Annotated in this window: 21 protein-coding genes; 7 read left to right on the top strand and 14 right to left on the bottom strand. The window is 61.2% G+C overall.

Going from position 1 to position 26,292, the window contains the following annotated elements:
* The first annotated feature begins 45 nt into the window (after positions 1–45).
* From ACF8EA_RS09580 to ACF8EA_RS09570, 3 genes are read left to right on the top strand one after another with little or no spacing between them, the layout of a single operon-like run.
* The gene (locus tag ACF8EA_RS09580) at positions 46–573 is read left to right on the top strand and encodes a (2Fe-2S)-binding protein (protein ID WP_010954187.1); all 528 of its coding nucleotides are present in this window, start codon (positions 46–48) and stop codon (positions 571–573) included.
* On the top strand, positions 570–1,565 hold the full coding sequence (locus ACF8EA_RS09575) for an FAD binding domain-containing protein (protein WP_392521762.1): 996 nt from the start codon (positions 570–572) through the stop codon (positions 1,563–1,565). Before ACF8EA_RS09580 ends, ACF8EA_RS09575 begins: the two co-directional genes overlap by 4 nt.
* A gap of 2 nt (positions 1,566–1,567) precedes the next feature.
* Positions 1,568–3,784, top strand: a complete 2,217-nt coding sequence (locus ACF8EA_RS09570) for a xanthine dehydrogenase family protein molybdopterin-binding subunit (RefSeq protein WP_392521959.1) — start codon at positions 1,568–1,570, stop codon at positions 3,782–3,784.
* Between the two features lie 49 nt (positions 3,785–3,833).
* On the opposite strand, the gene ACF8EA_RS09565 is transcribed toward ACF8EA_RS09570, so the two are convergent.
* The 6 genes from ACF8EA_RS09565 to clpK form a co-directional block, all read right to left on the bottom strand.
* Positions 3,834–5,615 (bottom strand): monovalent cation:proton antiporter-2 (CPA2) family protein, encoded by a 1,782-nt coding sequence (locus ACF8EA_RS09565; protein WP_392521760.1) that lies wholly within the window; start codon positions 5,613–5,615, stop codon positions 3,834–3,836.
* Between the two features lie 194 nt (positions 5,616–5,809).
* Positions 5,810–6,313, bottom strand: a complete 504-nt coding sequence (locus ACF8EA_RS09560) for an Hsp20/alpha crystallin family protein (RefSeq protein ID WP_274146344.1) — start codon at positions 6,311–6,313, stop codon at positions 5,810–5,812.
* 26 nt (positions 6,314–6,339) lie between these two features.
* On the bottom strand, positions 6,340–6,711 hold the full coding sequence (locus ACF8EA_RS09555) for an Hsp20/alpha crystallin family protein (RefSeq protein ID WP_020190681.1): 372 nt from the start codon (positions 6,709–6,711) through the stop codon (positions 6,340–6,342).
* A gap of 27 nt (positions 6,712–6,738) precedes the next feature.
* Entirely contained in the window at positions 6,739–7,194 is a 456-nt protein-coding gene (locus tag ACF8EA_RS09550) for an Hsp20/alpha crystallin family protein (RefSeq protein ID WP_010954193.1), read from the bottom strand.
* Positions 7,195–7,383: 189 nt separating this feature from the next.
* A complete protein-coding gene (locus ACF8EA_RS09545; RefSeq protein WP_010954194.1) occupies positions 7,384–7,854 on the bottom strand; it encodes a phosphate-starvation-inducible PsiE family protein in 471 nt (156 codons plus the stop codon).
* A gap of 60 nt (positions 7,855–7,914) precedes the next feature.
* Positions 7,915–10,686: a heat shock survival AAA family ATPase ClpK gene (gene clpK, locus ACF8EA_RS09540; RefSeq protein ID WP_392521758.1), complete on the bottom strand. Its 2,772-nt coding sequence runs from the start codon at positions 10,684–10,686 to the stop codon at positions 7,915–7,917.
* Positions 10,687–11,413: 727 nt separating this feature from the next.
* On the opposite strand from clpK, the gene ACF8EA_RS09535 reads away from it, so the two are divergent.
* Positions 11,414–13,615 carry a putative bifunctional diguanylate cyclase/phosphodiesterase gene (locus tag ACF8EA_RS09535; protein ID WP_392521756.1) on the top strand — a complete coding sequence of 734 codons (2,202 nt, stop codon included), beginning with the start codon at positions 11,414–11,416 and terminating at the stop codon, positions 13,613–13,615.
* A 129-nt stretch (positions 13,616–13,744) separates the two neighbouring features.
* On the opposite strand, the gene ACF8EA_RS09530 is transcribed toward ACF8EA_RS09535, so the two are convergent.
* The 7 genes from ACF8EA_RS09530 to hisI all read right to left on the bottom strand — a co-directional run bounded on the left by ACF8EA_RS09530 (position 13,745) and on the right by hisI (position 22,330).
* Positions 13,745–15,715 carry a heavy metal translocating P-type ATPase gene (locus tag ACF8EA_RS09530; protein WP_392521755.1) on the bottom strand — a complete coding sequence of 657 codons (1,971 nt, stop codon included), beginning with the start codon at positions 15,713–15,715 and terminating at the stop codon, positions 13,745–13,747.
* 67 nt (positions 15,716–15,782) lie between these two features.
* Positions 15,783–16,823: a protease modulator HflK gene (gene hflK, locus ACF8EA_RS09525; RefSeq protein WP_392521753.1), complete on the bottom strand. Its 1,041-nt coding sequence runs from the start codon at positions 16,821–16,823 to the stop codon at positions 15,783–15,785.
* Entirely contained in the window at positions 16,810–17,826 is a 1,017-nt protein-coding gene (gene hflC, locus ACF8EA_RS09520; protein WP_129932976.1) for a protease modulator HflC, read from the bottom strand. Before hflC ends, hflK (ACF8EA_RS09525) begins: the two co-directional genes overlap by 14 nt.
* A complete protein-coding gene (gene hflK / locus ACF8EA_RS09515) occupies positions 17,823–19,805 on the bottom strand; it encodes a protease modulator HflK (protein ID WP_392521750.1) in 1,983 nt (660 codons plus the stop codon). Before hflK (ACF8EA_RS09515) ends, hflC begins: the two co-directional genes overlap by 4 nt.
* 327 nt (positions 19,806–20,132) lie before the next feature.
* Positions 20,133–20,537 carry an RNA polymerase-binding protein DksA gene (gene dksA / locus ACF8EA_RS09510; protein WP_064493495.1) on the bottom strand — a complete coding sequence of 135 codons (405 nt, stop codon included), beginning with the start codon at positions 20,535–20,537 and terminating at the stop codon, positions 20,133–20,135.
* Positions 20,538–20,573: 36 nt separating this feature from the next.
* Positions 20,574–21,920, bottom strand: coding sequence for a dihydroorotase (locus tag ACF8EA_RS09505; protein ID WP_392521748.1), 1,347 nt, complete (start codon positions 21,918–21,920; stop codon positions 20,574–20,576).
* Positions 21,917–22,330, bottom strand: coding sequence for a phosphoribosyl-AMP cyclohydrolase (gene hisI, locus ACF8EA_RS09500; RefSeq protein WP_392521746.1), 414 nt, complete (start codon positions 22,328–22,330; stop codon positions 21,917–21,919). The genes ACF8EA_RS09505 and hisI overlap by 4 nt, the downstream gene beginning before the upstream one ends.
* A 97-nt stretch (positions 22,331–22,427) precedes the next feature.
* Here hisI and ACF8EA_RS09495 point away from each other — a divergent pair, with 97 nt between their 5' ends.
* Entirely contained in the window at positions 22,428–22,862 is a 435-nt protein-coding gene (locus ACF8EA_RS09495) for a DUF4440 domain-containing protein (protein WP_392521744.1), read from the top strand.
* A gap of 5 nt (positions 22,863–22,867) precedes the next feature.
* On the top strand, positions 22,868–23,878 hold the full coding sequence (gene hemB, locus ACF8EA_RS09490) for a porphobilinogen synthase (RefSeq protein ID WP_392521742.1): 1,011 nt from the start codon (positions 22,868–22,870) through the stop codon (positions 23,876–23,878).
* A gap of 58 nt (positions 23,879–23,936) precedes the next feature.
* On the opposite strand, the gene ACF8EA_RS09485 is transcribed toward hemB, so the two are convergent.
* Positions 23,937–25,154, bottom strand: coding sequence for an S-(hydroxymethyl)glutathione dehydrogenase/class III alcohol dehydrogenase (locus tag ACF8EA_RS09485; RefSeq protein WP_392521740.1), 1,218 nt, complete (start codon positions 25,152–25,154; stop codon positions 23,937–23,939).
* A 131-nt stretch (positions 25,155–25,285) separates the two neighbouring features.
* On the opposite strand from ACF8EA_RS09485, the gene ACF8EA_RS09480 reads away from it, so the two are divergent.
* Complete coding sequence (locus ACF8EA_RS09480) at positions 25,286–26,272, top strand: GlxA family transcriptional regulator (RefSeq protein ID WP_392521738.1); 987 nt, start codon at positions 25,286–25,288, stop codon at positions 26,270–26,272.
* The last annotated feature ends 20 nt before the right edge of the window (positions 26,273–26,292 follow it).

Here is a 26,292-nt window from a genome sequence, read left to right as displayed (position 1 = left end):
CAGAGACGCAGCCGGCTGCGCGAACCCTGACCGTGAGAACCTACCATGAGCGCGATCTCTCCCAATGGGGCTGAAGAACACCCCATCGGCCTGACCCTGAATGGTCAGCGCCTGACACTGCAGGTGAATCCCTGGACCACCCTCCTCGACCTTTTGCGCGAGCAGTTGGACCTGGTCGGCACCAAGAAGGGTTGCGACCATGGCCAGTGCGGGGCCTGCACGGTGCTGCGCGATGGCAAGCGCGTCAATGCCTGCCTGACCTTGGCCATCATGTGCGACGGGGCCGAACTGGTGACCATCGAAGGGCTGGCCAGCGGCGACGTTCTGCACCCCATGCAGCGTGCATTCATCACCCACGATGCTTTCCAGTGCGGTTACTGCACCCCGGGGCAAATCTGCTCCGCAGTCGGGCTTGCCCGCGAAGGGCGCGCCTACACCCGCGAGGCCATTCGCGAACAGATGAGCGGCAACCTTTGCAGGTGTGGTGCATATAGCAACATCGTCGCTGCGGTGGAAGAAGCCCTACCGTTGATGACGGACCTGGCCCCGCCACAACGAGGGCCGAATCCATGACGCCTTTCAGCTACCACAAGCCCGCATCAATCAACGAAGCCGTGAGCCTGGCTGACGCCAGCTCACACTTCATTGCCGGCGGCACCAACCTCGTCGACCTGATGAAAGAAAACGTGGTTCGCCCCAAGCGCCTGATCGACATTTCTGGCCTTGGGCTGAACGGCATCCACCCCACGTTGAACGGTGGCTTGTTGATCGGCGCATTGGTAAGCAATGCCGACCTGGCCTGGCACCCGATGATCGAGCAGCACTATCCATTGCTGTCGGACGCCATCCTGGCTGGGGCATCACCGCAGTTGAGGAACATGGCCAGCACCGGTGGCAACTTGCTGCAACGTACCCGTTGCTACTACTTCTACGACACCGGCACCCCCTGCAACAAGCGTGAACCCGGCAGCGGATGCCCGGCGCGTACAGGCTCGAACCGTATCCACGCGATTCTCGGCGCCAGTGATGCCTGTGTCGCGACCCATCCCTCGGATATGTGCGTGGCATTGGCAGCGCTCGAAGCCGTGGTGCATGTGCAGGGGCCGCGCGGAGAGCGCCAAATACCTTTTGCGGCATTCCATCGCCTCCCTGAGGACACCCCGGAGCGAGACAATCAGCTGGCAATCGATGAACTGGTGGTCGCCATCGAGCTGCCGCCCCCGGTGTTCGAAAAACATTACCGTTATCTGAAAATTCGCGACCGCGCCTCCTACGCGTTTGCGCTGGTGTCGGTCGCCGCAGCCTTGAGCTTCGATGGCCAGGTGATCCGGCAAGCTCGCCTGGCGCTGGGCGGCGTTGCCCACAAGCCGTGGCGAGACCCGGTTGTGGAGCGCATGCTGGCCGGCCAGGCGCCTTGCGAAGCGCTGTTCACCCGGGCCGCAAAAACGTTGCTGCAAGGTGCAAAACCTCTGAGCCACAACGGCTTCAAAGTCACGCTCGCCCAGCGTGCAATTGTGCGGGCATTGGATGACGCGGCGCGCGGCGCCGCTGACGGGGGGCCATGACCATGATCAAATCCACACCGGTAGCCGGTATGTCCCTGGACCGCGTAGACGGCGTGGCGAAGGTCACCGGGCAGGCGCGTTACGCGGGCGAATACCCCGAAGTGGGCCTGCTCCATGGCAGCGTCGTGTCCAGTACCATCGCCCGAGGTCGGGTACTCAACATCGACAGTACGCAAGCGATGCGCGTGCCCGGGGTGATCGCCGTGCTTGATCATGGCCATCGTCCACATATTTCCAGTTATGACGACGACTACAGCGACGCCGACGCCGCGCAGGGGGCGCCGTTTAGGCCCTTGTTCGATGATCGAGTGCTCTACAACGGTCAACCGTTGGCGCTGGTGGTTGCCCAAACCCTCGAACTGGCCCGGTATGCAGGTTCGCTGATCAGGATCGAGTATGCCGAGGAGGCCCACCAGACCGACCTGGGCGCATGCCAACAGTCGCATGCAGCACCCGCCGAGACCCCGGCGCCGCGTGGCGACTTTGCCGCGCAGTTTGCCGGGGCCCCGGTGCAGGTGGATGCCACCTACCTGACAGCCAACGAGTACCACAACCCGATGGAGCCCCATGCGTCAACCGTACTCTACAAAGGCGACGGCACGCTGGAAATCCACGACAAGACCCAAGGCACGCAAAACTGCCAGGACTACCTGCACAAGGTGTTTGGCCTGCCCAAGGCAAACATCCGCGTGCGCGCGGCATTCGTCGGCGGTGCCTTCGGCTCGGGCTTGCGCCCGCAGTACCAGTTGCCACTGGCAGTGATGGCGGCGTTGCACCTGAAGCGCTCGGTGCGCGTCACGCTGACTCGCCAGCAGATGTTCACCTTTGGCTACCGGCCCCGCACCGAGCAGCGCCTGCGCCTGGGTGCTGACGCAAACGGGCAGTTGCTGGCGATCGCCCACGATGCGCTTGGCCAGACCTCCCGCTTCGAGGATTTCACCGAGCACGTGGTGGAATGGAGTGGCATGCTCTACCAGTGCGACAACGTTGCCCTCAGCTATCGCCTGGCCTCGCTCGATGTGTACACCCCGCTGGACATGCGTGCGCCTGGCGCCGCGTCGGGGATGATTGCCCTGGAATGCGCCATGGATGAGCTTGCCTGTGCAGCGCAGATTGACCCGCTTGACCTGCGCCGGCGCAATTTCGCCGCCAGCAATGCCAACGAGGGCAAGCCCTACTCCAGCAAGGAACTGCTGGCGTGCTACCGGCAAGGTGCCGAACGTTTTGGCTGGCAAAACCGTAATCCGCAACCGCGCAGCATGCGCCATGGCAACCAGCTGGTCGGCTGGGGGATGGCCGGCGGCGTCTGGGAAGCCATGCAGATGAAGGCCAGCGCCAAAGCGCGCTTCGATGCCCAAGGCCACCTCACCGTCTGCAGTGCCACCACCGATATCGGGACCGGCACCTATACCGTCATGACGCAGATCGCAGCCGACGCGGCTGGCGCCAGGGTGCAGGATGTCACCTTCGTGCTGGGTGACTCTTCACTGCCCACCGCACCCCTTCAGGGCGGATCGTTCACGGTATCGTCGGTCGGCTCGGCCGTGCGCCAGGCCTGCCAGGTACTGCGCACCAAAGTGCTGGAACATGCGCGCAAGATGTACCCCCAAGTGGCCAGCTCGGCCCGGGAGCAGATCATTTTCGCCGATGGCTACCTGCACGCAGGCAGCCATCGCCTGGCCTTGGCGGACATCATCGCCAGCGCCCCCGAAGGTGAGTTCGAAGTGCAGATCGACGCCGAGCCCGGCGCCAGACGCCAACCGTTCTCCACCGCCACGCATTCGGCGGTATTCGTGGAAGTCCACGTCGACGAGGACCTTGGCACAATCAAGGTAGTACGGGTAGTCAGCGCCGTTGCGGCGGGACGGGTAATCAACCCGAAAACCGCGCGCAGCCAGATCTTGGGAGGCGTGGTGTGGGGGGTGGGTATGGCCCTCCACGAAGCCGCGCTGACCGACCATCGGTTGGGCCGCATCGTCAACCACAACCTGGCGGAATACCACATCCCGGTGAACGCAGACAGCGGGGATATCGAAGTCATCTTCGTTGAAGAGCACGACGACATCGTCAACGAGCTGGGGTCCAAGGGCGTGGGCGAAATCGGCGTCGTCGGGGTGGCAGCCGCGGTGGCCAACGCGGTCTACCATGCCACGGGCAAGCGTGTGAGGGAGTTTCCGATCACGCTCGACAAACTGCTGAAAGACACCAGTCAGGTATGAGTAATATCTGTGCATGAGGTTTGCGCCTGCATCGCCGTCGGATTCCCGCTCACTGGGCATCGGTGGCTTCAGGCGCAGGCGGATCAATGCGCTCGATATTTCCCAGAACCAACGCTCGCCCGGCAAATAGACCGCCGGATGTTTCCAGGGCAAAACGTGCGGCATCGCGTGTGCGCACCTCGTCGGTCACCGCGTCAGCTTCAACGCTCGAGGCTCCCAAGGTCAGCACGGCCTGGCGGCCAAGCAGCAAGGAGGATTCAAAGGTTTCCCGCACGATGTAGTCGGCATCGTGCTTGACCAGCTCCAGCGCGTGCTCGCGGTCAAAGGCGCGTACCAGCACCTTCACCTGCGGGCAATACTGCCGCGTGCTTTTGACGATGCGTGTCGCGGCCTTCTTGTCATTCACGCACACAATGATGGTGCGGGCGTGACGCGCCCCGGCAGCATGCAACAGGTCATGCCGTGCACCATCACCGTAATAGACCTTGAAACCATAAGGCTCGACGGCGCGGATCACCTCGGGGTCCATATCGATGATTGAAAGCTTGGCGCCATGAGCGAGCGGTGCTTGACAAGCGATCTGGCCGACACGGCCAAACCCTATGATGAGTACATGGCCTTGGAGATTCTGTGCCGGCTCCACACCGTCCATGGAAACCGCCCGGGGCCGCGCGAAACGCTTGAGCAACAGAAGGTTCACCGGCGTGAGGGCCATGGACAGCACCACGATAGCCGTCATGTTGGCGTTGATTTCGGCACTGACGACCTTGAGTTTCAGCGCTTCGGTAAACAGCACAAACGCAAATTCGCCCCCCTGCGCCATCAGCACGGCGCGATCCAGCGCATCGCCATGCTGGCTTTTCGCTAGGCGCGCGACCCCATAGATGCAAAGCGCCTTGACCACCATCAGCGCCAGCACGCCAGAGCTGATGAGTAGCCAGTTCCTGGCCACCACCTGCAGGTCCAGCGCCATGCCGACGCCGAGAAAGAACAGCCCCAGCAACAGTCCGCGAAACGGTTCTATGTCCACCTCCAGCTGGTGGCGGAAGGTGGACTCCGACAGCAGCACACCGGCAACGAACGCTCCCATCGCCATCGACAGGCCGCCGATTTCCATCAGCAGCGCTGCTCCTAGCACCACCAGCAGCGCGGCAGCAGTCATCACCTCGCGCGCCCTGGCTTGGGCCAATACCCGAAACAGGGGGTTGAGCAACCACAACCCGATGATCACCAGTGCGCTGAGGGACACGGCTGCGATAGCCATGCGCTGCCACAGGGGTGAGGTGGGTTCGGGCACCGCTGCAGTAGGCGCCAGAAATGCCACCACCGCCAGCAAGGGCACTATCAGCAGATCTTCAAACAGCAGAATGGACACGATGCGTTGGCCCCTCGGCTCGGTCAAGTCACCCCGCTCCGAGAGAACTTGCATGACGATGGCAGTGGATGTGAGTACAAAACCGGCCGCGCAGATGAATGACACCTGCCAAGGGAAACCAAAGGCCTTGCCGACGACGGTGAGCAGAACGGCACAGATCAACACCTGCAGGCTGCCCAGCCCAAAGATCTGTGCCCGCAGCGCCCACAGATGCGAGGGATTGAGCTCCAGGCCAATCACGAAGAGAAACATAACCACGCCCAATTCGCCCACATCGATGATGGTGTGAGGGTCATTGACCAGTTGCAGCCCGAAGGGCCCGATCATCATCCCCGCCAGCAGGTAACCCAGCACCGAGCCGAAACCGATGCGCTTGAGCAGTGGCACGGCCACCACGGCAGCGCTGAGCAACGTGATGACACCCAACAACAGTCCTGCGTTGCCTTCAGCGGCCATGGCTTCGACCCTCAGCCCCTGTCAGGACCGGTTATGGAGAAAGTACCGGACGAATTATCGCTGGGCGTCTCAGTTCGCCTGGGATGTGCAATAACCACTGCATGGGAAGCGGCAGCTTCCGGTGGAGCAACTGAAGAAACACCCGCCCGCAGGTAGGTCGCGGGCGGGTAATACTGGTGACGAGGGGCTGTCCCCTAGCCTTCGCGAACCTCGATGCGCCTGCCACTCGCACGCGCTTGCTTGGGCAATTCGATACGCAGCACACCGTTGTTGCATCTGGCGCTGGCCTGCTCGGCAATGACCTCGGCAGGAAGCCGGAAGGTGCGCCGGAAACTGCCAAAGGTGCATTGCCGGACGCGATAATGCCCATTGCCCTGCTCCTGCTCGACGCGCTTTTCACCGCGAATGATCAGCGTATCGCCCCGCACCTCCAGGTTCAGGTCCTCCTTGACCATTCCAGGTATCTCAAGGCGAACGACGATCCGCTCACCATCCTCGTAAAGATCGCCGGCCAGCAGCCCCCAGTTCGAGGCAAGCGCCGGTGATGAGGTCGCATCCTGCGACTCGCCCCTGCTCCGCTTCACTGGCGTGAAGCGCGTCAGGGCCTCGCTGGTGCGATCGCGAAGCTGACGCCAGCCCTCGCCCAGCGAATGCCAGGTTTCCTCCAGGCCATGTCTGAGTTCAGCTAGTTTGTCCATGGGTCGTCCTCCACACGCTCAAGGCCCTACGCGCTTTTCACGACGATCTTGCGCGGCTGGGCATGTGCATGTTTGGGAACACGCACGTTCAGCACGCCGTCCCGTAGCTCAGCGTCGATTCGGGTCGTATCCAGCTCGGAGCTCAAGGTGAAGGCTCGTCTGAATCGCGACAGCTGGACTTCAGCGTAGACGGCCTCCAGCTGTTCGGACAACTGCGGCATGATCTCCCCTTCCAGCACCAGCGTGTCACCCTCCACATTGACCACGAGATGGTCCTTGGGCACCCCGGGAAAGTCGGCAAACAGCTGGATTCCGTTTTCGTCTTCGAAGACATCGACGCGCGGCAGCAGTGTTTGGGTTTCAGTTTCGCCGCGCACGACTGCTTGCTTGTCGTTCATGGTGATTCCTCCTTCAAACCTTTGCTGTTACTGGATGACTATACGCTTGGGCTGTAGCGCTTCCCGCCGCGGCAGGGAAATGCGCAGGACGCCGTCGCGGTAGTGGGCCTCGACCTTGTCGGTATCGACCTGATCATTGAGGCTCACGGTACGCTTGAAGGGACCGGCATAGCGCTCGTTGGCGTACACGGAGCAATTGCCCTCCTGCGTGCTGCGCGCGGGCCGGCGCTCGCCGGAAATCGATAGCAGGCCTCGGTGAATCTGCAGATCGATGTCGCTCGGGTCAACGCCGGGAACGAAGGCGTAGACCTCCATGCTCGATGGCGTGCTCGCGACATTGATGGCAGGAAAAGCACCACTGGCCAAGGCACGAATGCTGCCTGGGCGCCCGAGCCCCGTTCCCAGCACATGTTGCAGTTCGCGCTGGAGCTTCTCGAACTCGGCAATCGGATCGCTCGACAGATTAAGAAGGGACTCGTACATGACAATCCTCCTTCCAGCTGACTGAAATGATCTCGAACAGGAGGCGCGAAGCGCCGGGTTTCGGCCCCTGATGACGGAATTATGTGAGCAATCTGGAGGTTTTCAAGCCCCGGTTTGAACGGATATGGAATTACACATCCGCGCTCTTTTTCCCGTTCAATCTTTGCCTTGGCGCCATTCACACAGAGCCTAGGCAACTCGATCATCACGCTCACGCAACAGCCAGTAGGTCAGCCCCAGGGCCAGGGTGGCGCCAGCGAGCGCCGCGACTTTGGCCGGGCTGACATCGGGATCAAGGATCACGATCTTGCGCGACAGCGCGATCAACCCGATCAAGAGGACCGTCTTGACCTGAATGATGCTGCCATGGCGCAAGACAACGCGCACGATGGAATGCTTGAATTCCATCGCGATCAGCAGCGTCATGACCATACCGAACACATTCTGGAAGATCCGGTGGTCCAGCGGATTGAACGCATCGATGATCAGCAGGCTGAAGACTATCTGGATCAGCTGTACCAGCGACACCACGATAACCACCGCGATCACCAGCGAAAGAATGTGAGCGACGATCTGCTCGAAACGCTCGTAAAACGTCAACACCGCCCACTCGCGACGCAGTCGCATGCGCGTGGTCTCGGGCTCATCGCTGTCCTTCATGCCTCACCTCTTCAGCAGCAAGATCATTGCAACGAGAAACCGCAGCCTTCGGCCTGGGCTTCACGCATTTTCACTGTCGAGCTCTTTGGCCGGCTCGGCTTGCCGGCGGTCGAACCCAACCCGCTCCGCCTTGTCGTCCCAGCGCACATGGGCGTGATCACCCTTGCCAATGCCGCCGCCGAGCATTTCACGTGCCAGTGCCGTCTCCAGCTCGCTGCGGATCAGTCGCTTGAGCTCGCGAGCACCGAATTCGGGCTTGTAGCCGACTTGCGCCAAGTGATCGACCAGTGTCTCGTCGAACGTCAGCGTCACGCCCTGGCTCGCGGCATTGCGGGCTACGCGCTCGAGTTGCAGGCCAACAATGTGGCGGATCTCCAGCTTGCCCAGCGCATGGAAGACGATGATCTCATCGATTCGGTTGAGGAACTCGGGGCGAAAGTGCCCACGCAGCACTTCCATCACCTCGACCTTGGTCTGCTCGTACTCCTCACCAGCCGCTCCAGGCGCCTTCAGCCGCCGCTGAATAATGTCGGAGCCCAGGTTGGACGTGGCGATGATAATGGTGTTGGTGAAGTCCACCACGCGCCCCTTGCCATCGGTCAGTCGCCCGTCGTCGAACACCTGCAGCAGGATGTTGTAGACGTCGGGGTGGGCCTTCTCGATTTCGTCGAGCAGCAGCACGCTATAGGGCTTGCGCCGGACCTTTTCGGTAAGCTGGCCGCCTTCGTCATAACCAACGTAACCCGGAGGCGCGCCCACCAGCCGAGCCACGGAATGGCGCTCGCCATACTCCGACATGTCGATACGCAACAGGGCGCTCTCTTCGCCGTAGATGGTTTCGGCCAGCGCCTTGGCCAGCTCGGTCTTGCCGACACCGGTGGAGCCCAGAAACAGGAACGTGGCAACGGGCTTGCTGCCTTCGCGCAGCCCAGCGCGCGACAGCCGAACCGCGTCCGCCACCGCACGCACCGCCTCGTCCTGCCCCACCAGGCGCTCATGCAGCCGCTGCTCCAGGTGCAACAGCTTCTCGCGCTCCTCCACCGTCAGTTCATTGACCGGAATGCCGGTCAGCCGCGAGACGATTTGCGCCACATGTTCCGCCTTGACCTCGGTGCTGCCCGAGCCGCGCTCGAGCTCCCACTCCTCGACCCGCTGCTTGAGTTCGGCCTCCGTGGCTTCGACGCGCTTGCTGATCTGCGCCGCATTGTCATATTGCTTGCGCGAAGCCGCGTAGTCCTGCTCGCGGCGCAATTGGTGCAACTCCGACTCCATTTCCTGCACCGCAACCGGGCGCGCCGTCGCCGATAACTTGACGCGGGCGGCAGCCTGATCGAGCAGATCGATGGCCTTGTCCGGCAGAAAGCGCGCGCTGACGTAGCGGTCGGACAGTTCGGCGGCAGCGATGATCGCCTCCTCGGTGATGCTGACCTTGTGGTGCGCTTCGAAGGTGTCGCGCAGGCCGCGCAGGATCATGATGGTCTGCGCTACCGTTGGCTCGGGCACCACGACCGGTTGGAAACGCCGCTCCAGCGCAGCGTCCTGCTCGATGTACTTCTGGTACTCGTTGAGCGTCGTCGCGCCAATCAGGTTCAGCTCACCACGCGCCATCATCGGCTTGAAGACGTTGGCCACGTCCAGGCCGCCTTCTCCACCGCCCTGGCCTGCCCCGACGATGGTGTGCACTTCGTCGATGAAGAGAATCAGCTCGCCCTGATGCTCGGCGATTTCCTTCAGCACCTTCTGCACGCGCTCCTCGAACTCGCCTCGGTACTTCGCGCCAGCCACCAACGAATTGATGTTCAGTTCGACCAGGCGCTTGTCGCGCAGCGTCTCGGGCACCTCGCCGGCCACCATGCGCTGCGCCAGCCCCTCGACGATGGCCGTCTTGCCCACGCCAGGCTCGCCGATCAACACCGGGTTGTTCTTCTTGCGCCGCGCCAGTACCTCAATGGTGGTTTCGATTTCCTGTGCCCGCCCGATGACCGGGTCCAGCTTGCCATCGCGCGCCATCCTGGTGAGATCGCGCGAGTACTTGTCGAGCTCCGGCGTTTCGGTCGGCGCCTCGGCGCGGCCATCCTCTGCACCCTTGCCAACCACCTTGCTGACGCACTGGCGCAGGGCCTGCGGCATAAGGCCATAGCGGCGCAGCAAGTTGGCGGCCAGCCCTTCGCCCTCTTCGGCCAGCCCGATCAGGAAGTGCTCGGGGCCTACGTATGCGTGCCCCAACTCATTGGAGGCGACGAAGGCGCGACTGAGCGCATCCTTGACCCGAGGCGACACGCCGACTTCGCCTTCAAATGGCTTGTCGCCGCGCTTGGCTTCGGCTTCGATCTGGCGCTTGAGGTCATCAACTTTGATCTTGAACTGGCTCAGGATGGTCTTCACCACATCGCTGTCGGCCAGCGCCAATAGCAGGTGTTCGGTATCGACTTCGGACCGACCGAACTCCGTGGCACGCTTGGCGGCTTCCTGCAACAGGGCCTCCGAGTGTTCGCTGATGCGGCTGGCCAGCCCGCTGCTGCGGCGGCGTGGCGTGCCGGACGCTGCGCGGCCAGGTTCCCCAGACGACGCTTCAGCCACTTCATCGGCACCCGTGGCAACGGATGCCGAGTCTTCTCCGATGCGCAGCAAATCGCTGCCCATGAACTCTTCGAACAAACCGCTGCGCGAGCCGAAAAGGGCTTCCAGTGGGGAAAGGGTGCGTTTTTGCTGGCGCACCAATTGGCGGTAGTGATCATCACACAACAGCATGATGTTGTGGCGGCCATTGACCTTGGCCTCCACCCGTGTCGTGGCGGGTTGGCCACAGACCTGGCATTGTTTGCTGGCCATGCGGGCGCTCCTTGAGTCATTGAGATGACGAGATGGAGCCTGCCGCAGCACCTCGTCTACTGGTGGGCCTTCGTGACGACTTCAACGAACTCTCCGAGTCAGCTTCAATTCGGAATCGAACGGCTGTGCTTCGATGCACCCGCTTCGCGCTCCTCGAGGATGATCGTCAACAGCCCATTGTCGAATGGGCGCTTGATCAAAACCTGATCGGCATCGTCAGGCAGGTTCAAGGGTGGCGGGCAACAGCCGTAGAGCGTTCGGCACGAGGGAAGGCGCCCGACTGCTGCTCTCGCAGCAGTCGGGCGTGATCGGGATGTTCTTTCCTTGAGATGGGCCATTCAAAGGAAAGCCAGTACTGTATCCGTAATGTCCAGCGCCAGCTTCAGCACGCCTGCTAGGCAAGCGCGGGTTGGCGAGCGACGAAAACAGATGCGCCCAGGCCCAAGGAACTTTTGCAATGCTGGCTAAAGTCTGCGCCTGGTAGTTCGCAAGTCAAGCAGTATCTGCGATCGGTTCAGAAATAGTTAGCGGGCAGGCCGAGGCGAGCCGAGTTAAGGCGCACGCGCTCCATCTGATACGTTCTTTTATCATCCACCTGAGTCTTTTTCGTGGAAGGCCCACTGCTTTATAAGATTTCGCGATCGGGGTGCGATCGGACTGTACCCGGGCACTCAATTCTCAAGCCGTTCAGGGAACCGGAAGGCCTCGCAAGTACTCAGGAATCCCCATGAACACCTCCTGCACGGGCTATCACAGCATGGCGCTTTCCGAGTCTCAGCGCGACATACTCGGTATGATTGCGACCAATCATCAACTGCACGACATCCTCACCGCCATCTGCTTGATGATCGACGCCCAGGATCCCGGCACGCTGTGTTCGATACTGCTCACCGATGCGCAAGGCAAGCATTTGCTGAAGGGCGCCGCGCCTGGCCTGCCGCCTGCCTACAGCGATGCAATCCATGGCTTGCCCATTGGGCCTCAGGAAGGCACGTGTGGCACAGCTGCATTCCGCCGCGAGCTGGTGGTGACAGCGGATATAGCCCGGGATCCGAGCTGGGAGCGTTTTCGCAGTCTGGCGCTAGGGTACAATCTACGCTCCTGCTGGTCGTTGCCATTACTCTCGCATCAGGGATCCGTACTTGGGACATTTGCGCTATACCAGGATCAAGCGATTGCGCCAAGCGAGGTGCAGATCCATCGGCTGACCTGCGCGGCGCAACTGGCTGCCATTGCGATCCGGCATGAGCGTGACGGCCAACGTCTGGAGGAAAGCGAACAACGGTTTCGCTCATTGTTTACCTACAACCCCAATCCGGTTTTCGCCCTCGACAGGGCGGGCAACATCCAGAGTGTGAACCCAGCTGGCCTGAAGCTTAAAGGTGGCGCGGCAACTGATCTTGTCGGTCATCATTTCTCCCACCTCGTATTCGAAGAAGACCTGCCGAAAGTGAATCAGCATTTTTTCGCGGCCCGCGCCGGTGAGCCGCAGCGATTCGAGGCAAGGGTGCGCGACGAGAGCGACGACAAGCAGTTGATCATGGATATCGCTAACCTGCCAATCATGGTCAATGGCGAGATCGTCGGGGTATTCGGCATCGCGCGGGATATCAGCAAACAGAAGCATTACGAGCGCCAGTTGAGTATCAATGCCAGCCATGACGGGCTGACGGGTTTGCTTAACCGCCTGTCTCTGGAAGACCGGCTTGTCCTGGCGTGTCGCAGCAGCCGTCAACGTAAAGTTCAACTGGCGGTCATGTACATCGACCTGGATGGATTCAAATCCATCAACGACTCCATCGGGCACTACTTCGGCGATCAAGTGCTGATCGAGGTGGCACAGCGCTTGACCCAGCAGGTCCGTCCGGCTGATACCGTCGTGCGTATGGGCGGCGATGAGTTTGTCGTACTGCTGACGGACCTGCTTCGTGATGAAGACGCTGTCCCGGTGGCCGAGCGACTGCTGGCCAGCATTGGCAAACCCTACTGTATCCAGGGTATTGACCTGCACGTGAGTACCAGTATCGGTATTACGGTAAGCGATGGCCACATCGAGCAGCCGATGAAGTTGATCCAGCAGGCTGACATGGCCATGTACAAAGCCAAGCAACAAGGTCGGAACAACTTTCAATGGTACACCAGTGATCTTAACCACCGCGTTTGCGAGCACAGAAGCCTACGTAATGACCTGCAAAAGGCTATCAAAACTCAATCGTTCAGCCTGCATTATCAACCGCAAATAGAAGCGCGCACGCGTCGGGTGGTCGGGATCGAAGCGTTGTTGCGCTGGGAGCATCCGGTTAGAGGGTTCATCTCTCCAGCGGTTTTCATACCGGTGGCAGAGGACAGTGGTCAAATTATCCCTCTGAGCCTTTGGGTACTCGATACGGCGTGCGCGCAGTTGCGCAACCTATGTGATCAGGGCTTCAACGGTATCTCGATGGCCGTAAATATTTCGCCGATGCATTTCCAGTGCGGTCAGTTCGTTGAATGTATCCAGGCAGTGTTGAGCAAGCATGGGCTCAGCGCTGGACAATTGGAACTGGAGATAACCGAGTCACTCTTGCTGCATAACGTTGAACAAGCAATCGCAACCTTGCACCGCCTCAAAGACTTGGGTGTACGCATTGCGCTGGATGATTTCGGTACGGGGTTCTCCAGCCTGAGTTATCTCAAGTGCTTGCCAATAGACAAAATCAAGATTGACCGCTCCTTTGTCCAGGACATCTCGACGAACCCACACGATGCAGCAATCACTCAAGGCATCATTTCGATGGCCCATCATCTCAGCCTGTCAGTGGTCGCTGAAGGTGTGGAAACTGCGCCTCAGGTGAACTTCCTGGAAAGGGGGCGCTGCGATATTCTCCAAGGCTATTACTTTGCGAGACCCATGTCGCATGAGGCGCTCAGGACTTTCTTGGCCGACTAGTCCACCGCCATGGTGATGTCCTCGGCTCGCCGGGTTGATATTTTCGTGCTGCTTTGTAAGCGATGCCTATCGTTGCCGGCGCTGTGACAGGCGGGGGGAGCCCCCACCTGCATGCCCGCGTTATAGGCGTCAGCGTTGGATGCCAGCACGATATACTGACATTTCCCTCTTCTCCACATCCCGTTCGTCATAACGTAACAAGCGCCCGGAGTTGCTGAGCACCAGCAATGTACTGAAATTGTGCAACAGCGCTGCGACCATCGCCCCCGCCGCTCCCAATAAACCGAAAGCTGCTGCCCCCACGATAGCCAAGGTCCAGCCCAAGCCGATCAGCACGTTCACCTGGAGCGTGCGACGGCAAAGACGGCTGAGACGGATGCAGGTGCCCAAGCGCCTCAGATCACCGTTGATCAGCACGATATCCGCTGCGGCCAGCGCGATATCAGCACCGCCCGCCCCCATCGCCACCCCCACGACACCCGCCTTGAGCGCCAGCGCATCATTGATGCCATCACCCACCACCAAGGGGCGGAAGCCAACCTGAAGCTCATGGTTGACCTGGCGCAACTTCTCTTCTGGCAATGCTTCGGACACCACGCGAGTGATACCGACCTGTGCAGCGATGGATTCAGCCACACGGGTGCGATCACCGCTCAGCAGCAACTGACGCTCCAGGCCTAGTTCACGCAATTGCTGCATGGCCTCGGCAGACTCTGCGCGCACGTTGTCGGCCAGCAACAGCCAACCCAGAAATTGCCCATTCTGCGCCAAGCCCGCGATTGGGCCATCATGTTCAGGAACTGGAGGCACCGTCATGCCCAATTCATCGAAAAGCTCCGGTCGCCCCAACGCAGCTTTTCCCTCGGCTGTGTGCGCCACAACGCCAAAGCCTTGGCGTTCATGGACATCCAGTAGCGGCAAATGGTGGTCATGCGGTACCAATGCCGCCAGAGCACGGCTGACCGGATGGCTACTGGCCGCACCGAGACTTGCGGCGAGGTTGATGATTTCGGCCTGCGACAACGTACTCGATAGGCCAACCACGCTGCGCAGACGCAGGTTGCCGTAGGTCAGTGTGCCGGTCTTGTCGATCACCAGCGAAGACAAGTCGGCGAGTTCCTCGAGGAAGGCAGACCCTCGAATCAGGATACCGTGCCGGGCGGCGACGGCAATGCCTGCCACCGCTGTCGCCGGTGCCGACAGAACCAATGCACACGGACAGGCGGCGACCAGAACGGCCAACATGGCCTGGGCATCCTTGGTAACGAACCAGGTCGCGGCGGCAATCAGTAGCACCAGTACCAGATAACGCCCGGCGTGTCGTTCGAGCAAGCGCGTGATGGGCGGCTTGGCTTGTTCGGCGCGCTGCATCAGGGCGATGACTTTGCCCAAGGTAGAATCATCGCCGACACGCGTAATTTCCACCCGCAGCAAGCCATCCAGATTGATCGACCCTCCATGGATATCCATCCCGGTCGTCACTTCCTGGGGAATGGACTCCCCCGTGATGGGCGCGGTATCCAGGCTGGCCTGGCCTTCGAGAATGCGTCCATCGGCTGGTACACGGTCACCGGCACGGACTTCGACTTGGTCGCCAGGGTTGAGGCTTGCGTTATCGACCTCATGAACCTGCCCATCGGCATTGATAAGACGTGCTCGACTACGGGTCAGCTGCCCAAGTGCCGCAATCGCTTCTTGCGAGCCGAGCACGCTACGCTCCTCCAGCACATGACCGAAAATCATGATGATCGGTAACAGTGCCGCTGTCGCGAGGTCACCCGTTGCCCAGGCGCCCAACATGGCTAAGCCGATGAGCTGATCGGTGATGCCGTGAAGACTAGGTTGCAACAGGCTGTACCACGCCGAACGTAACACTGGGATAGCCACGAGCAAGGAGGCGACGCCCAGCAGCAACTGACTGACCCCCTCTTGGGTCGGCGCCAGCCAGCGCCAGACGAGCCCCAGCACCAACAACCCCAATGCCAGCATCGCCAGGACCAGCTGTCGTGCGGCAGCACGCCGTTCGGCTTGGGATAACAAGCCAGACGTAAGGTGCGAATAGGCGTGGTGATGGTGGCCATGGCAGTGATGAGTACTCATCGCGAGCAGCTCCAGGAATGAAAATAGGTCGAAGCAGGCCGGCCGACATCGAGCAAAGGCACTGCTTTCATGGCTTGGGCCCCTGCAGAATCATGTGTCCGGCGTCATCGTTGTCGACGGTGGTGACCGACCCTGCGCGGGCGAGGATCGCCGGTACCCGCTCACGGTAAAGGCGCTGCAATAGCTGTGGATCCTGCTGATGCGTCAGACCAACGATGGTGGCGGTCCCGGCCTGGGCCTGGGATAGCCGCTCGCGCGCTTCAGCTTGTGCCACTTGTACTGTGCGGTCTGCAGCTTGGGTGGCCTGTTGCAGTTGGCGAGCAGCATCGTTACGGGCTTTTGCCACAGCCTGCTCGGCCTGCTGACTCGCGGTGAGCACTGCGTTGAATGCGCCGACGGCTGACCAAGGCAGAGAAGACTGAATGTCGACTCGTACCACCTTGATCCCAAGGTCCGCTCCAGCCGCTCGCAGATGTGCAAGGCTATTGTTGATGCCTTGCTGAAGGTCGCCGCGCAATTGCGCACGGAGCTCAGCCAACCGGGCGTCCCCGCCGACCAGCTCAGGACGCGCGACCAGGATGGCATCCATGTCACGCGAGGCGCAGATCTGCACCGCGTTTCGCTCTACCAGGCGGTCCAGGGCGGGTTCGACGTGTTGCCCCTGACGAGCGAAGGCGTAGGGGCCGGTGACGGTATAAAACACCCGGACATCCAGTTGTACGGCTCCAGCGTCGCCCGTCAACAAATAGCCAGAGCCAGCGGTGGCATCGCTGGCCAGCGTGCCGTCCTTGTCCGATTTTCGCGCAAGCTCTGAGCGCAGCAGCACTTCAACCCGACGTTCAGTAATCCGTCCTGCCGAGGGCAGTATCACGACTTGCTCGAAAGGTTGCGGCCAAGCGAGCAGCAAGCCAGCATTCTGAATGCGGTCTTCGGCCCCCAGGCGCAGCACCACCGCGCGGCTCTCAGGCCCCACCTGGCGGACATTTTCGAACAGCCAGCCCACTGCCGCCATCAGCGTCACGACGTACAACGCCAGAAAGCCGATGCGTCCTGTCTGCAGCCAAGGGCCATCCGGCAACCGGGACGTCAGATGCTCACTGATGGTCATGGTTGGCTCCAGCAGGTAGCGTAGGCACTTCCACCAGGGCGCGGAACGGCGCGGCATCGGTTCGCAATACCAATCGAGTACTCGGGTTGATGACCGATCCAAGGGTATCCAGCGAGCGCAGCAAGGTGTAGAGCTCCGGTGCCCCGGCGTACGCCTTGCCATAGATTTCCGCCGCCTGCACCTGGGACTGGGCCTGGATCTGGGCAGCCTTGACGGTGGCGTCGGCTTCCAGGATTCGGGCATCGCGCTCGGCGGCCGACTGGATCTCGGCAGCCTTGCGCTTCCCTTCGGCAGTGCGCTCGGTGGCAATGGTCTCGCGTTCGGCACGCATTCGGTCAACGGTGGCGTCGAGGGTGACCTTGGGCAAGGTCAGGCGCTCCATGCCCACTTGCACCACCTGCACCCCATAGGTGTTGATCAGTTGTTGCTCGATCTGCTCACGCAGGCGCTGTTCGAATGCATCGATGCGCACCCTGCTGGCATCGACGTTGACCAAGTCCGCCAGCTCGAAACCACTGGCGGTGGTTTCGAGCGCCGAGCCGACCAGGGTGCGGATCTGCCGCGCAGCCTCGTCTGGTTGATTCTGCACCGCCCGCATGAACAACTGGATGCTCTGTGGGTCTGGCGCCACCTGCCATGCAATATAGGCCTGCACGATGATGCGCAAACCATCGCGCGTACCCACATCCTGCAGACCACTGGAGGTTGTGCGCAGGCGCAGGTCGACCGGGACTGCTGCCTCGAAGGGCACCGGCCAACGCCACGCCAACCCAGGCTCGGTCAGCACTCGCGACGGGTTGCCGAAGCGCGTGATCACGGTTGCCTCACCGACTCGAACCTGCACGAAACACGCCGTCGCGCCCATCACCAAGACCAGCAGCAGCGCCATGCCAATGCGTAGCCAGGCCGGACGGGCATGCGCGTGACTGTCATCATGATGATGGTCATGGCCATCATCATGATCGTGGCTGTGGTGATGGTCGTGTGTAGTATGGGCGCTCAATTTTTACGCTCCTGGGGGCGTGCAGATGCGGGTTTTGGCTGCAAGGGATCGACGGGCACTGCATAGCTGCGCAGGTCCAGCGTCGGTGCCTGGTGTGCCGCCAGGCGGTGGTCGATGATCAGGCTGCTCGCCCCATCCATGCCTTGGGACAAGCGCTCCAGATACTGTTCGAGGATGAAAGCCTGGCCAGCATGCTGCCAGGCAGTGCGTTCGGCTTCGAATCGCAGCGCGGCGGTACTCGCCTTGGTCTGCACTTCATGGGCGTCAGCGGTGGCCTTGTGGGCCAGCGAGGTGGCGTTGAGACGCGCCTGGTTGAGCTTCTGTGCGGCCTGCCCGCGGTCGCGCGCAACGAGCGCCTGTGCGGTGATTTGCGCCGCCTGCACGGCATGGTAGGCATTGGCCGCGCCCGCCGGCGGATGAATCGCCTCCACCGACGTTGCCAACAGCTCTACGCCACTGTTCATGCGGTCCAGGTCTGCCTGCACCGCACGCCCGATGTCGCGACCCAGTGTTTCACGCTCGGTGCCTAACAAGCCGTCCAGCGATCGTCCAGCGAAATCGTGGACCAGCACGCGGTTGGCAACGCTGCGCAGCAGCTGTGCAATATCAGTGCTCTGGTAGGTGGCCGCTAGCGCTGCCGCGTCACTCATGCCGATACGGTAGATGAATCGCACGTCCATGTTTACGATCTGGAAGCCCTGTCGCCCACCGTCGGCACCGGCTATCACCTGCGAATTCTCGCTTAGGTGAGTCGCATCCCAGAGCCGATTAGCCGTTGCCGGGGCCGCGCTTTCGGCAGCGGTCAGTGGATCTGCCGCGTCATCTGCACCAGAGGTAGCCAACTCATGGACGATGCTGTTGTCTACACTCAGCACCTTGCCAAAAGGCCAAGGCAGCCCGATGTGCAAGCCCGGTTGATATACAGCGACGGGCTTGCCAAAGCGCTCGTATACGCCGCGATTGTTCATGGGCACTTCGACGATGCCAGTCAGCAACCAACCGACCAGCGCCACCGATGCCGCCACCGGGAGGAACGCCCGACGCATGAAGGCGAAGGCCCATACCTGGCGCAAGTCGATGCCTAGACGCTGGTGCAATTCGTTCTGCAGCATTGTCATCGGCCGGGGTGGCCATTGCAGCAGGTCGCCGATCAGGCTACGAGCCACGAGCGCAGGCTCCTCGCGAGGTCGTGGGGGGCGGAATATCGCCAAAACTGCTCGCACGAGCAGCTCGAGCGCTGCCAACCCAGGTAGCACACCGATCAATACTGCCAATCGTGCCGGCCACAGTCGTGCGCCGTTTACGCACACCAGGCAGCCAATGGACAACACGTGCACTGCGATGACCAGGCGCAACACAGCCGCAAGCGCCCTGGCCTCAGGCCATGTCGCTTCGCTTTCCGCCATCAAGTGGCGCTCCACCACTACCAGGCAGAACGCGAACACAGCCAGTATTCCGATGGCAACCCAGGTCACCTGGCCGGCAGGCAGCGGTACAGGCAAGTCAAAGCGCCAAGCGCCTTTGACCAACAGCAGCGCCAGCACTGCCAAGCCAACAAGCCAGGGCGTCTCAGCGCCCAGCTTGTGAAGTTGCCGCCGGCATGTTTCGCCGACCTGCCAGCACCAGCGTTCAAAACGGCTGAGCGCTGCGGACTCGACTGATTCCTTTGCGTCACCCCGCCAGAACACCAGCGGAGTGGGGACCTGCCCCAGCGCGGTCGTACGCCAACTGGCCACCCGCCAAGCCGACTGCGCTGTCGCCGCCAGCAGGAACAGCGCCGAGCCATTGACCGCCAAGAGGACGAACCAGTAGGAGTCAGGGCTGAACACCCCGACCAATCCTTGCAGTGTCAATAGCAGCGTGGCGATTGCTAGCGCCACGTACGTCAAAAGCACTAGCCTGCGCGTGTGAACTTTTGAGCGCTGAAAACGGGGAAGCCCATCGAGGTCGGTGGCCTCGGTTTCTAGATCGACCATCATAAGACTCCAGCAATACCAGGCGTCGCGAATCGGCTCCCGAAGGCGTTATCGTCCATTTGCGACATATTCGGTAACGTTATAACAACAGATGTAAAAAATCTGTTCGTCCAGCACCAGGACCGGCGCGGCTGATAACGGCTGAGCTATTGAGTCGCTCCTGGGACAGGGCGCCCCCTCCCATTAGGCATCGGGATAAAAACTTGTGTTCAGCGTGATACGCAGGCCCCAGGGCGAATGGGCAAAACAACGGTTACCTCGAACGCGAGCATACCGGAGGCATCTACCGTGGCTACGTGCTGATAAAGCCTATGATGGTGAATGACACCCTCAATCGTCACGCATGTGCCGCTCATTGCGTTCCTGGCGTTCTTTGGCCTCCACGCACAGGGTGGCGGTTGGCCTGAGCAGCAACCGCTTGAGACCAATCGGTTCACCAGTTTCCTTGCACCAGCCATACTCGCCACGGGCAACGCGTTCCAGGGCCTCGTCGATCTTGTCCAGCAGTTTTTTCTCCCGCTCCAGCAGCCTCAATTGCCATTGACGATGCTCCTCCGCCGTACCGATATCGGAGGGATCACTGGTGGGCTCGAAGTCGCGGATCGCTTCGAATTCTTCAGCTATGCGTTGCTGAAGCTCATTGCGCTGGGCAAGCAGCAGCTCACGGAAGAACCTTTGCTGGGCAGCGTCCATGTAGGCGTCTTCCGGTTGGGATAGTAGCTCTTGTTCGGTCATTGCAGGTGCGCTCAGGTCAATGAAAGGAAATGGCGGTCAACCGCGTCGTGCGTTGAACGCCAGCGGCAAGCCTTGGCAGCCCTCGACCAGCCGGCCTTCATGCCAGGCCAGTTGCCCGGAGACCAGTGTCGTGGCCACTCGGTGATGAAAACGATGGTGCACGAACGGCGTCCACTGACAGTGCGCCAAAACCGGGTCGAGGCTGACAGCGCGGGGCTCGGGCAGACGCTCGATCAGCGTCATGTCCGCCCAGTAGCCCTCACGCAGGTAACCGCGTTCCGAAATGGCGAACAGATCCGCGACGGCGTGGCTGGTCTTGCGCACCAGTTGGGCAACTGTCAGCACGCCCTCCTCCACCAGCTCGAAGAGCGCCGGAAGTGCATGCTGTACCAACGGCAAACCTGATGGCGCCGAGGCATAAGGGCGTTGTTTTTCCGCCAAGGTGTGGGGTGCGTGATCGGTACCGATGACGTCGATGCGGTCGCACAGCAGAGCCTGACGCAGCGCGTCCCGGTCTTCCCGGGTTTTGATGGCAGGGTTGCATTTGATCAGGTGGCCCAAGCGGGCATAGTCACGGTCATCGAACAGCAGATGGTGAGCGCACACTTCGGCCGTGATCTGCTTGCCCTGCAAAGGCCCAGGCTGGAACAACTTCAGCTCTTGGGCGGTGGTCAAGTGCAGCACATGCAACCGTGTGCCGAACTGCTTGGCAAGCTGTACCGCCAGGCTCGAAGAGCGCAGGCAGGCATCGGCATCCCGAATGATCGGGTGCATGGCCGGCGGAATGAAATCGCCGTAGCGCTCACGTATGCGCGCTTCGTTGGCCAGGATCGACGGGGTGTGCTCGCAGTGCGCCAGGAGGATGGTCGGCACGCTGGCGAACAGCCGCTCCAGCACCCTGGGGTCGTCCACCAGCATGTCGCCGGTGGAGGCGCCCATGAACACCTTAACCCCCGCCACTTCACGTGGGTCGAGGGCCGCCACGGTATCGAGATTTTCCTTGCTCACGCCGAAATGAAAACCGTAGTTGGCAACCGAGGTGGCGGCGGCGCGGGCTTTCTTGTCGTGCAGGGCGGCAAGATCCAGCGTGGCCGGGTTGGTGTTGGGCATGTCCATGAAGCTGGTGATACCACCCGCCACTGCTGCGCGCGACTCACTGGCCATGGTGCCCTTGTGCGCAGCGCCAGGCTCACGAAAATGAACCTGGTCGTCGATCATGCCGGGGAGCAACCATTGGCCCCGGGCGTCGATTTCGAGCGGCGCATTGACGCCCGCGATGCTGCGGCCGATTTTCTCGATACGGCCATGGGCGACCAGTACATCGGCCTCCTGTATGGCACCTTCATTGACCAGGCGGGCGTTGCGAATGATGACTTGACTCATGCGCCCACCTCGGCGGGGTTGCCCGTCACCACCACGTGATCACCCTGGATCGCGTTGTAGAAACAGCTGCGACGCCCTGTGTGACAGGCGGCCCCCTGCTGATCTACCAACACCAACAGCGCGTCGCCATCGCAGTCCAGCCGTACGTCATGGACATGCTGAACATGCCCCGAGGTTTCGCCTTTGCGCCACAAACGCGCACGGCTACGCGACCAGTAGCAGGCCCGCCGTGTCTCGAGGGTTTCCAGCAACGCCTCTTCATTCATCCAGGCCAGCATCAGCACCTCGCCGCTGTCATGCTGCTGAGTGATGGCGGGGATCAGCCCCTGGGGGCTCCAGGGTATGTGGCGAAGCACATCGGTCAAGGCAAAGCGGCTATCCGCTGCTGCCTGCTCAAGGGTAAGGAACATGATTTGCAACCTGCCTTAAATGTTATGTTATAACACTTTTAACTTAGCAGATTACGCCCCTACTGTTCATCTTTTCGACTTGCGCAGGTACAACGCCATGACTGAAACACGCCCCGCCCCTTCCACCGAAACCTACGCCGACACCGAACTGGCATGCCTGGCAGGTGCCAAAGCAGCGCTCTACCGTTGGGCCGCGACCGTGGCCACACGTGATGTGGATCAGGTGCTGGCGTTGTACGCACCTGATGCGATCCTGGTTCCGACCCTGTCCAACCAAGTGCGTGACTGCGACGACAGCCGTCGCAACTATTTCGAGAATTTCCTCGCTAACGACGGGCTGGTCTGTGACATCCAGTTGTTCAAGAAGCGCGTCAGCCGCAAGCTTGGCACCGTGGTCGTTGGAGGCCAGTACACCTTCGTCTTTCGTGACGACGGCGAGCAGCGGGTAGTGCCAGCGCGCTTCCTGTTCACCTTCGAGCGGATCGACCAGCAGTGGTTGATCACTGGCCACCATTCCTCCATCGAGGCATGAGAGGTATGACCCACTTCGCGAGCTCAACGGGCGCGTTCCCGGCCACGCGTTTGCGCCGTAATCGCGCTGACGAATGGACGCGGCGTCTGGTCGCTGAAAACAGCCTGTCTCGCGATGACCTGATCTGGCCGGTTTTTCTCAAGGAAGGCTCAGGTACACGCGAGGCGATCACCGCCATGCCGGGTCAGGTACGCGTCAGCCTGGCCGAACTGCCGGATCACGTAGGCCGAGCGGTCGAACTGGGCATTCCGGCCATTGCCCTGTTTCCCGCCACTCCAGTGCAGCGCAAAGACAGTGAGGGCACCCACGCCCTCGACGCGGACAACCTGATCTGCCGCGCCGCCAGGTTGCTCAAGGCCACGTTCCCCAACCTTGGCTTGATCGGCGACGTCGCACTGGACCCCTACACCGACCATGGCCACGACGGCGTGCTGCGCCAAGGCCGCGTGGCCAATGACGAGACCTTGCAGGTACTGGCAGCCCAAGCCGTGGTCCAGGCCCAGGCCGGCATCGACACCTTGGCACCTTCGGACATGATGGACGGGCGCATCGGCGCGCTCAGGTCCGCGCTGGACCTGGCCGGGTTCAGCGATGTGCGTCTGATGTCCTACGCCGCCAAGTACGCGTCCGGCTTCTACGGCCCGTTCCGCGACGCGCTGGGTTCGGCGGCCGCGCTCAAAGGCGACAAGCGCACGTACCAGATGGACCCGGCCAACAGCGACGAAGCCCTGCGCGAAGTAGCGCTGGACCTGCAAGAAGGCGCCGACATGGTGATGGTCAAGCCCGGCATGCCCTATCTGGACATCATTCAAAGGGTCAAGGCGACCTTTGCCGTGCCGACATTCGCCTACCAGGTCAGCGGTGAATACTCGATGCTCAAGGCAGCGATCAATCAGGGCTGGCTGGATCCGGACACGGTCATCCTGGAGGCGTTGATGGCGTTCAAACGTGCGGGGTGCAACGGCATCCTGACTTACTTCGCTCTGGAGGCCGCCACGCAGCTGAAACGGGGTTGAACGGCCTTGGCGGACGCATTCACATCGATGGTGTGAATGCGTCCGCCCTTTCAGAGTTTCATGTCAAAAGGTTGGGCGCCGAGCGCTCGGGTCCTGGCTTGGCAATCACGCGCCCGGCACGGTCAAGAATCACGCCAGGCAAATCATGACTGAGAGTCTCGCGCTCCCGATAATGAATGACTGAGCGAATCGCTTCGCCGCGCTTGAGTAGATCGAACGCATGATTCAACGATTCGTGATCCATGTTATGAGTGATGTAGGGGTCGACGTTGATTTCCCCGCGCAGCCACTCGTCCACCATCCCCGGCAGCTCGGAACGCCCCAGCACCCCGCCGAACGCGCTGCCTTTCCAGACGCGTCCGGTAACCAGCTGGAAGGGGCGCGTGGCAATCTCCTCCCCGGCCCCTGCCACGCCGATGATGATGCTTTCACCCCACCCTTTGTGGCAGCACTCAAGGGCTGCACGCATCAACTCCACATTACCGACACATTCGAACGAAAAGTCCACACCGCCGTTGGTCATGTCGATGATCACGTTCTGCAGCGGCTCGCGAAAATCCCTCGGGTTAACGCATTCGGTCGCTCCCAGCGAGAGGGCCAACGGAAATTTGTTAGGGTTGACATCGATCCCGATGATCCGCCCCGCCCCCTGTAATACCGCGCCCTGAATGACCGCCATGCCGACGGCGCCCAGCCCGAATACCGCGACTGTGTCACCGGGCCGCACCTTGGCGGTATTGCGCACCGCACCGATCCCGGTAGGAATCGCACAGCCCATGATCGAGGCCTTGGCCAGTGGTGCCGCAGGGTCGATCTTGGCCACGGCGATTTCCGGCAGGACCGTGTATTCGCTGAATGTGGAAGTGCCCATGTAATGAAAGATCGTGCGGCCTTTGTAGGAGAAACGGCTGGTGCCATCGGGCATCAGCCCTTCCCCCTGGGTTTTGCGGATGGTCTGGCAAAGGTTGGTCTTGCCGGACTTGATGAACGGGCAGTTCGGATCCTCCGGCGTATACAGCGGGATCACGTGATCGCCCGGCTTGACAGTGGTGACACCCCGCCCCACGTCCTCGACGATACCGACGCCTTCATGCCCCAGAATGCACGGGAACTTCCCTTCCGGGTCCCGACCGGACAGGGTGAATACATCGGTGTGGCAAAGGCTCGTGGTGACGATGCGAACCAGCACCTCGCCCTCTTTCGGCCCCTGCAAGTCGATCTCTTCGAACTCAAGAGGTTGATTGGGCCCCCAGGCGATAGCTGCGCGTGTTTTCATGTGTCTCTCCATGTAATGTTATAACGCTCAAGAACATTAACCTGCGCGATTCCGTGCGCCAGACCACGCGGCCGAAAGTGGCCTGATCCGTACGAAATCTGTCCGCAAGCGCCCAAGGAGTTCGATTGCGAATGTTTGACGAAGCCACTTCTGAACGCAGGGTGCACATAGTCATCTACCCCGGTTTCAAATCAATCGAGGCTGTAGGTGCCCTCACCGTTTTCGACTACGCCAACAAACGTCAGACGGCCGAAGGGTTGCCTCCGACCTACAGCCTGCATCTGGTGGCACCACAACCCGGCTTGGTAGGTTCGGACACCTTGATCTCCCTGGAAGCCGACGACCTCCGTACGAGTCCACGTCCTCATACCGCGTTGATTGTCGGCGCGCGTGACATTGGCGCGGCGATCGCCGAGCAGCGGCTGATCGTCGACTGGTGCAGGCAAGCCGCATCTCGCATCGATCGGCTGGTAGGTGTTTGCTCGGGGGCATTTTTCCTTGCCCAAGCGGGGGTCATAGACGGCCTGAATGTCACCACCCACTGGAGCGTCGCCAGTAAGCTGGCCAATGATTACCCCGCGGTCAATGTCAATGCCGATGCCATCTTCATCGAGCAAGGGCGCATATGGACGTGTGCTGGCGTTTCAGCTGCCATCGACCTGAGCCTGGCCTTGGTCGAACAAGACCTCGGCCAGGAAATAGCCCTGCAGATTGCCCGCGAGCTGGTGGTGTTCCTGAAGCGCCCGGGTGGCCAGTCGCAGTTCAGCCAGCACCTGGACAGCCAGATGACCCCGCACTCCGCGGTCAGGCGCCTACGCTTATGGATCCTGCAAAATCTTGATCGCCCGCTGAGCCTGGAGGTGCTCGCCGAACGCGCGAACATGAGCAGTCGGAACTTGCGCCGGTTGTTCCACAAGGAATCGGGCTGCTCACCCTTGGCATTCATTGAGCGCGCACGGATGGAGAAGGCAAGGCGGTTACTGGTGGACGAGGACACTGCACTCAAGCGCATTGCCGACCAATGCGGTTTCGGCTCGGAAGAGCAGATGCGCCGGGTGTTCCAGCGCAACCTCAAGCTCACCCCACGGCGCTACCGGGAGCGATCCCGCGCACAATGATGCCTGAGCCATTGAAGGAC

The sequence above is a fragment of the Pseudomonas sp. YQ_5 genome, from assembly GCF_043103305.1.
Lineage (GTDB): Bacteria > Pseudomonadota > Gammaproteobacteria > Pseudomonadales > Pseudomonadaceae > Aquipseudomonas > Aquipseudomonas putida_Y.
The sequence above is the reverse complement of the archived record's forward strand: the minus strand, read 5'-3'. Positions and strand labels throughout refer to the sequence as shown.

Excerpts from the sequence above, each read along its gene's own strand:
- ACF8EA_RS09580 (WP_010954187.1), top strand. The coding sequence starts at position 46 with ATGAGCGCGATCTCTCCCAATGGGGCTGAAGAACACCCCATCGGCCTG.
- ACF8EA_RS09575 (WP_392521762.1), top strand. The coding sequence starts at position 570 with ATGACGCCTTTCAGCTACCACAAGCCCGCATCAATCAACGAAGCCGTG.
- ACF8EA_RS09570 (WP_392521959.1), top strand. The coding sequence starts at position 1,568 with ATGATCAAATCCACACCGGTAGCCGGTATGTCCCTGGACCGCGTAGAC.
- ACF8EA_RS09565 (WP_392521760.1), bottom strand. The coding sequence starts at position 5,615 with ATGGCCGCTGAAGGCAACGCAGGACTGTTGTTGGGTGTCATCACGTTG.
- ACF8EA_RS09560 (WP_274146344.1), bottom strand. The coding sequence starts at position 6,313 with ATGGACAAACTAGCTGAACTCAGACATGGCCTGGAGGAAACCTGGCAT.
- ACF8EA_RS09555 (WP_020190681.1), bottom strand. The coding sequence starts at position 6,711 with ATGAACGACAAGCAAGCAGTCGTGCGCGGCGAAACTGAAACCCAAACA.
- ACF8EA_RS09550 (WP_010954193.1), bottom strand. The coding sequence starts at position 7,194 with ATGTACGAGTCCCTTCTTAATCTGTCGAGCGATCCGATTGCCGAGTTC.
- ACF8EA_RS09545 (WP_010954194.1), bottom strand. The coding sequence starts at position 7,854 with ATGAAGGACAGCGATGAGCCCGAGACCACGCGCATGCGACTGCGTCGC.
- clpK (WP_392521758.1), bottom strand. The coding sequence starts at position 10,686 with ATGGCCAGCAAACAATGCCAGGTCTGTGGCCAACCCGCCACGACACGG.
- ACF8EA_RS09535 (WP_392521756.1), top strand. The coding sequence starts at position 11,414 with ATGAACACCTCCTGCACGGGCTATCACAGCATGGCGCTTTCCGAGTCT.
- ACF8EA_RS09530 (WP_392521755.1), bottom strand. The coding sequence starts at position 15,715 with ATGAGTACTCATCACTGCCATGGCCACCATCACCACGCCTATTCGCAC.
- hflK (WP_392521753.1), bottom strand. The coding sequence starts at position 16,823 with ATGACCATCAGTGAGCATCTGACGTCCCGGTTGCCGGATGGCCCTTGG.
- hflK (WP_392521750.1), bottom strand. The coding sequence starts at position 19,805 with ATGATGGTCGATCTAGAAACCGAGGCCACCGACCTCGATGGGCTTCCC.
- dksA (WP_064493495.1), bottom strand. The coding sequence starts at position 20,537 with ATGACCGAACAAGAGCTACTATCCCAACCGGAAGACGCCTACATGGAC.
- ACF8EA_RS09505 (WP_392521748.1), bottom strand. The coding sequence starts at position 21,920 with ATGAGTCAAGTCATCATTCGCAACGCCCGCCTGGTCAATGAAGGTGCC.
- hisI (WP_392521746.1), bottom strand. The coding sequence starts at position 22,330 with ATGTTCCTTACCCTTGAGCAGGCAGCAGCGGATAGCCGCTTTGCCTTG.
- ACF8EA_RS09495 (WP_392521744.1), top strand. The coding sequence starts at position 22,428 with ATGACTGAAACACGCCCCGCCCCTTCCACCGAAACCTACGCCGACACC.
- hemB (WP_392521742.1), top strand. The coding sequence starts at position 22,868 with ATGACCCACTTCGCGAGCTCAACGGGCGCGTTCCCGGCCACGCGTTTG.
- ACF8EA_RS09485 (WP_392521740.1), bottom strand. The coding sequence starts at position 25,154 with ATGAAAACACGCGCAGCTATCGCCTGGGGGCCCAATCAACCTCTTGAG.
- ACF8EA_RS09480 (WP_392521738.1), top strand. The coding sequence starts at position 25,286 with ATGTTTGACGAAGCCACTTCTGAACGCAGGGTGCACATAGTCATCTAC.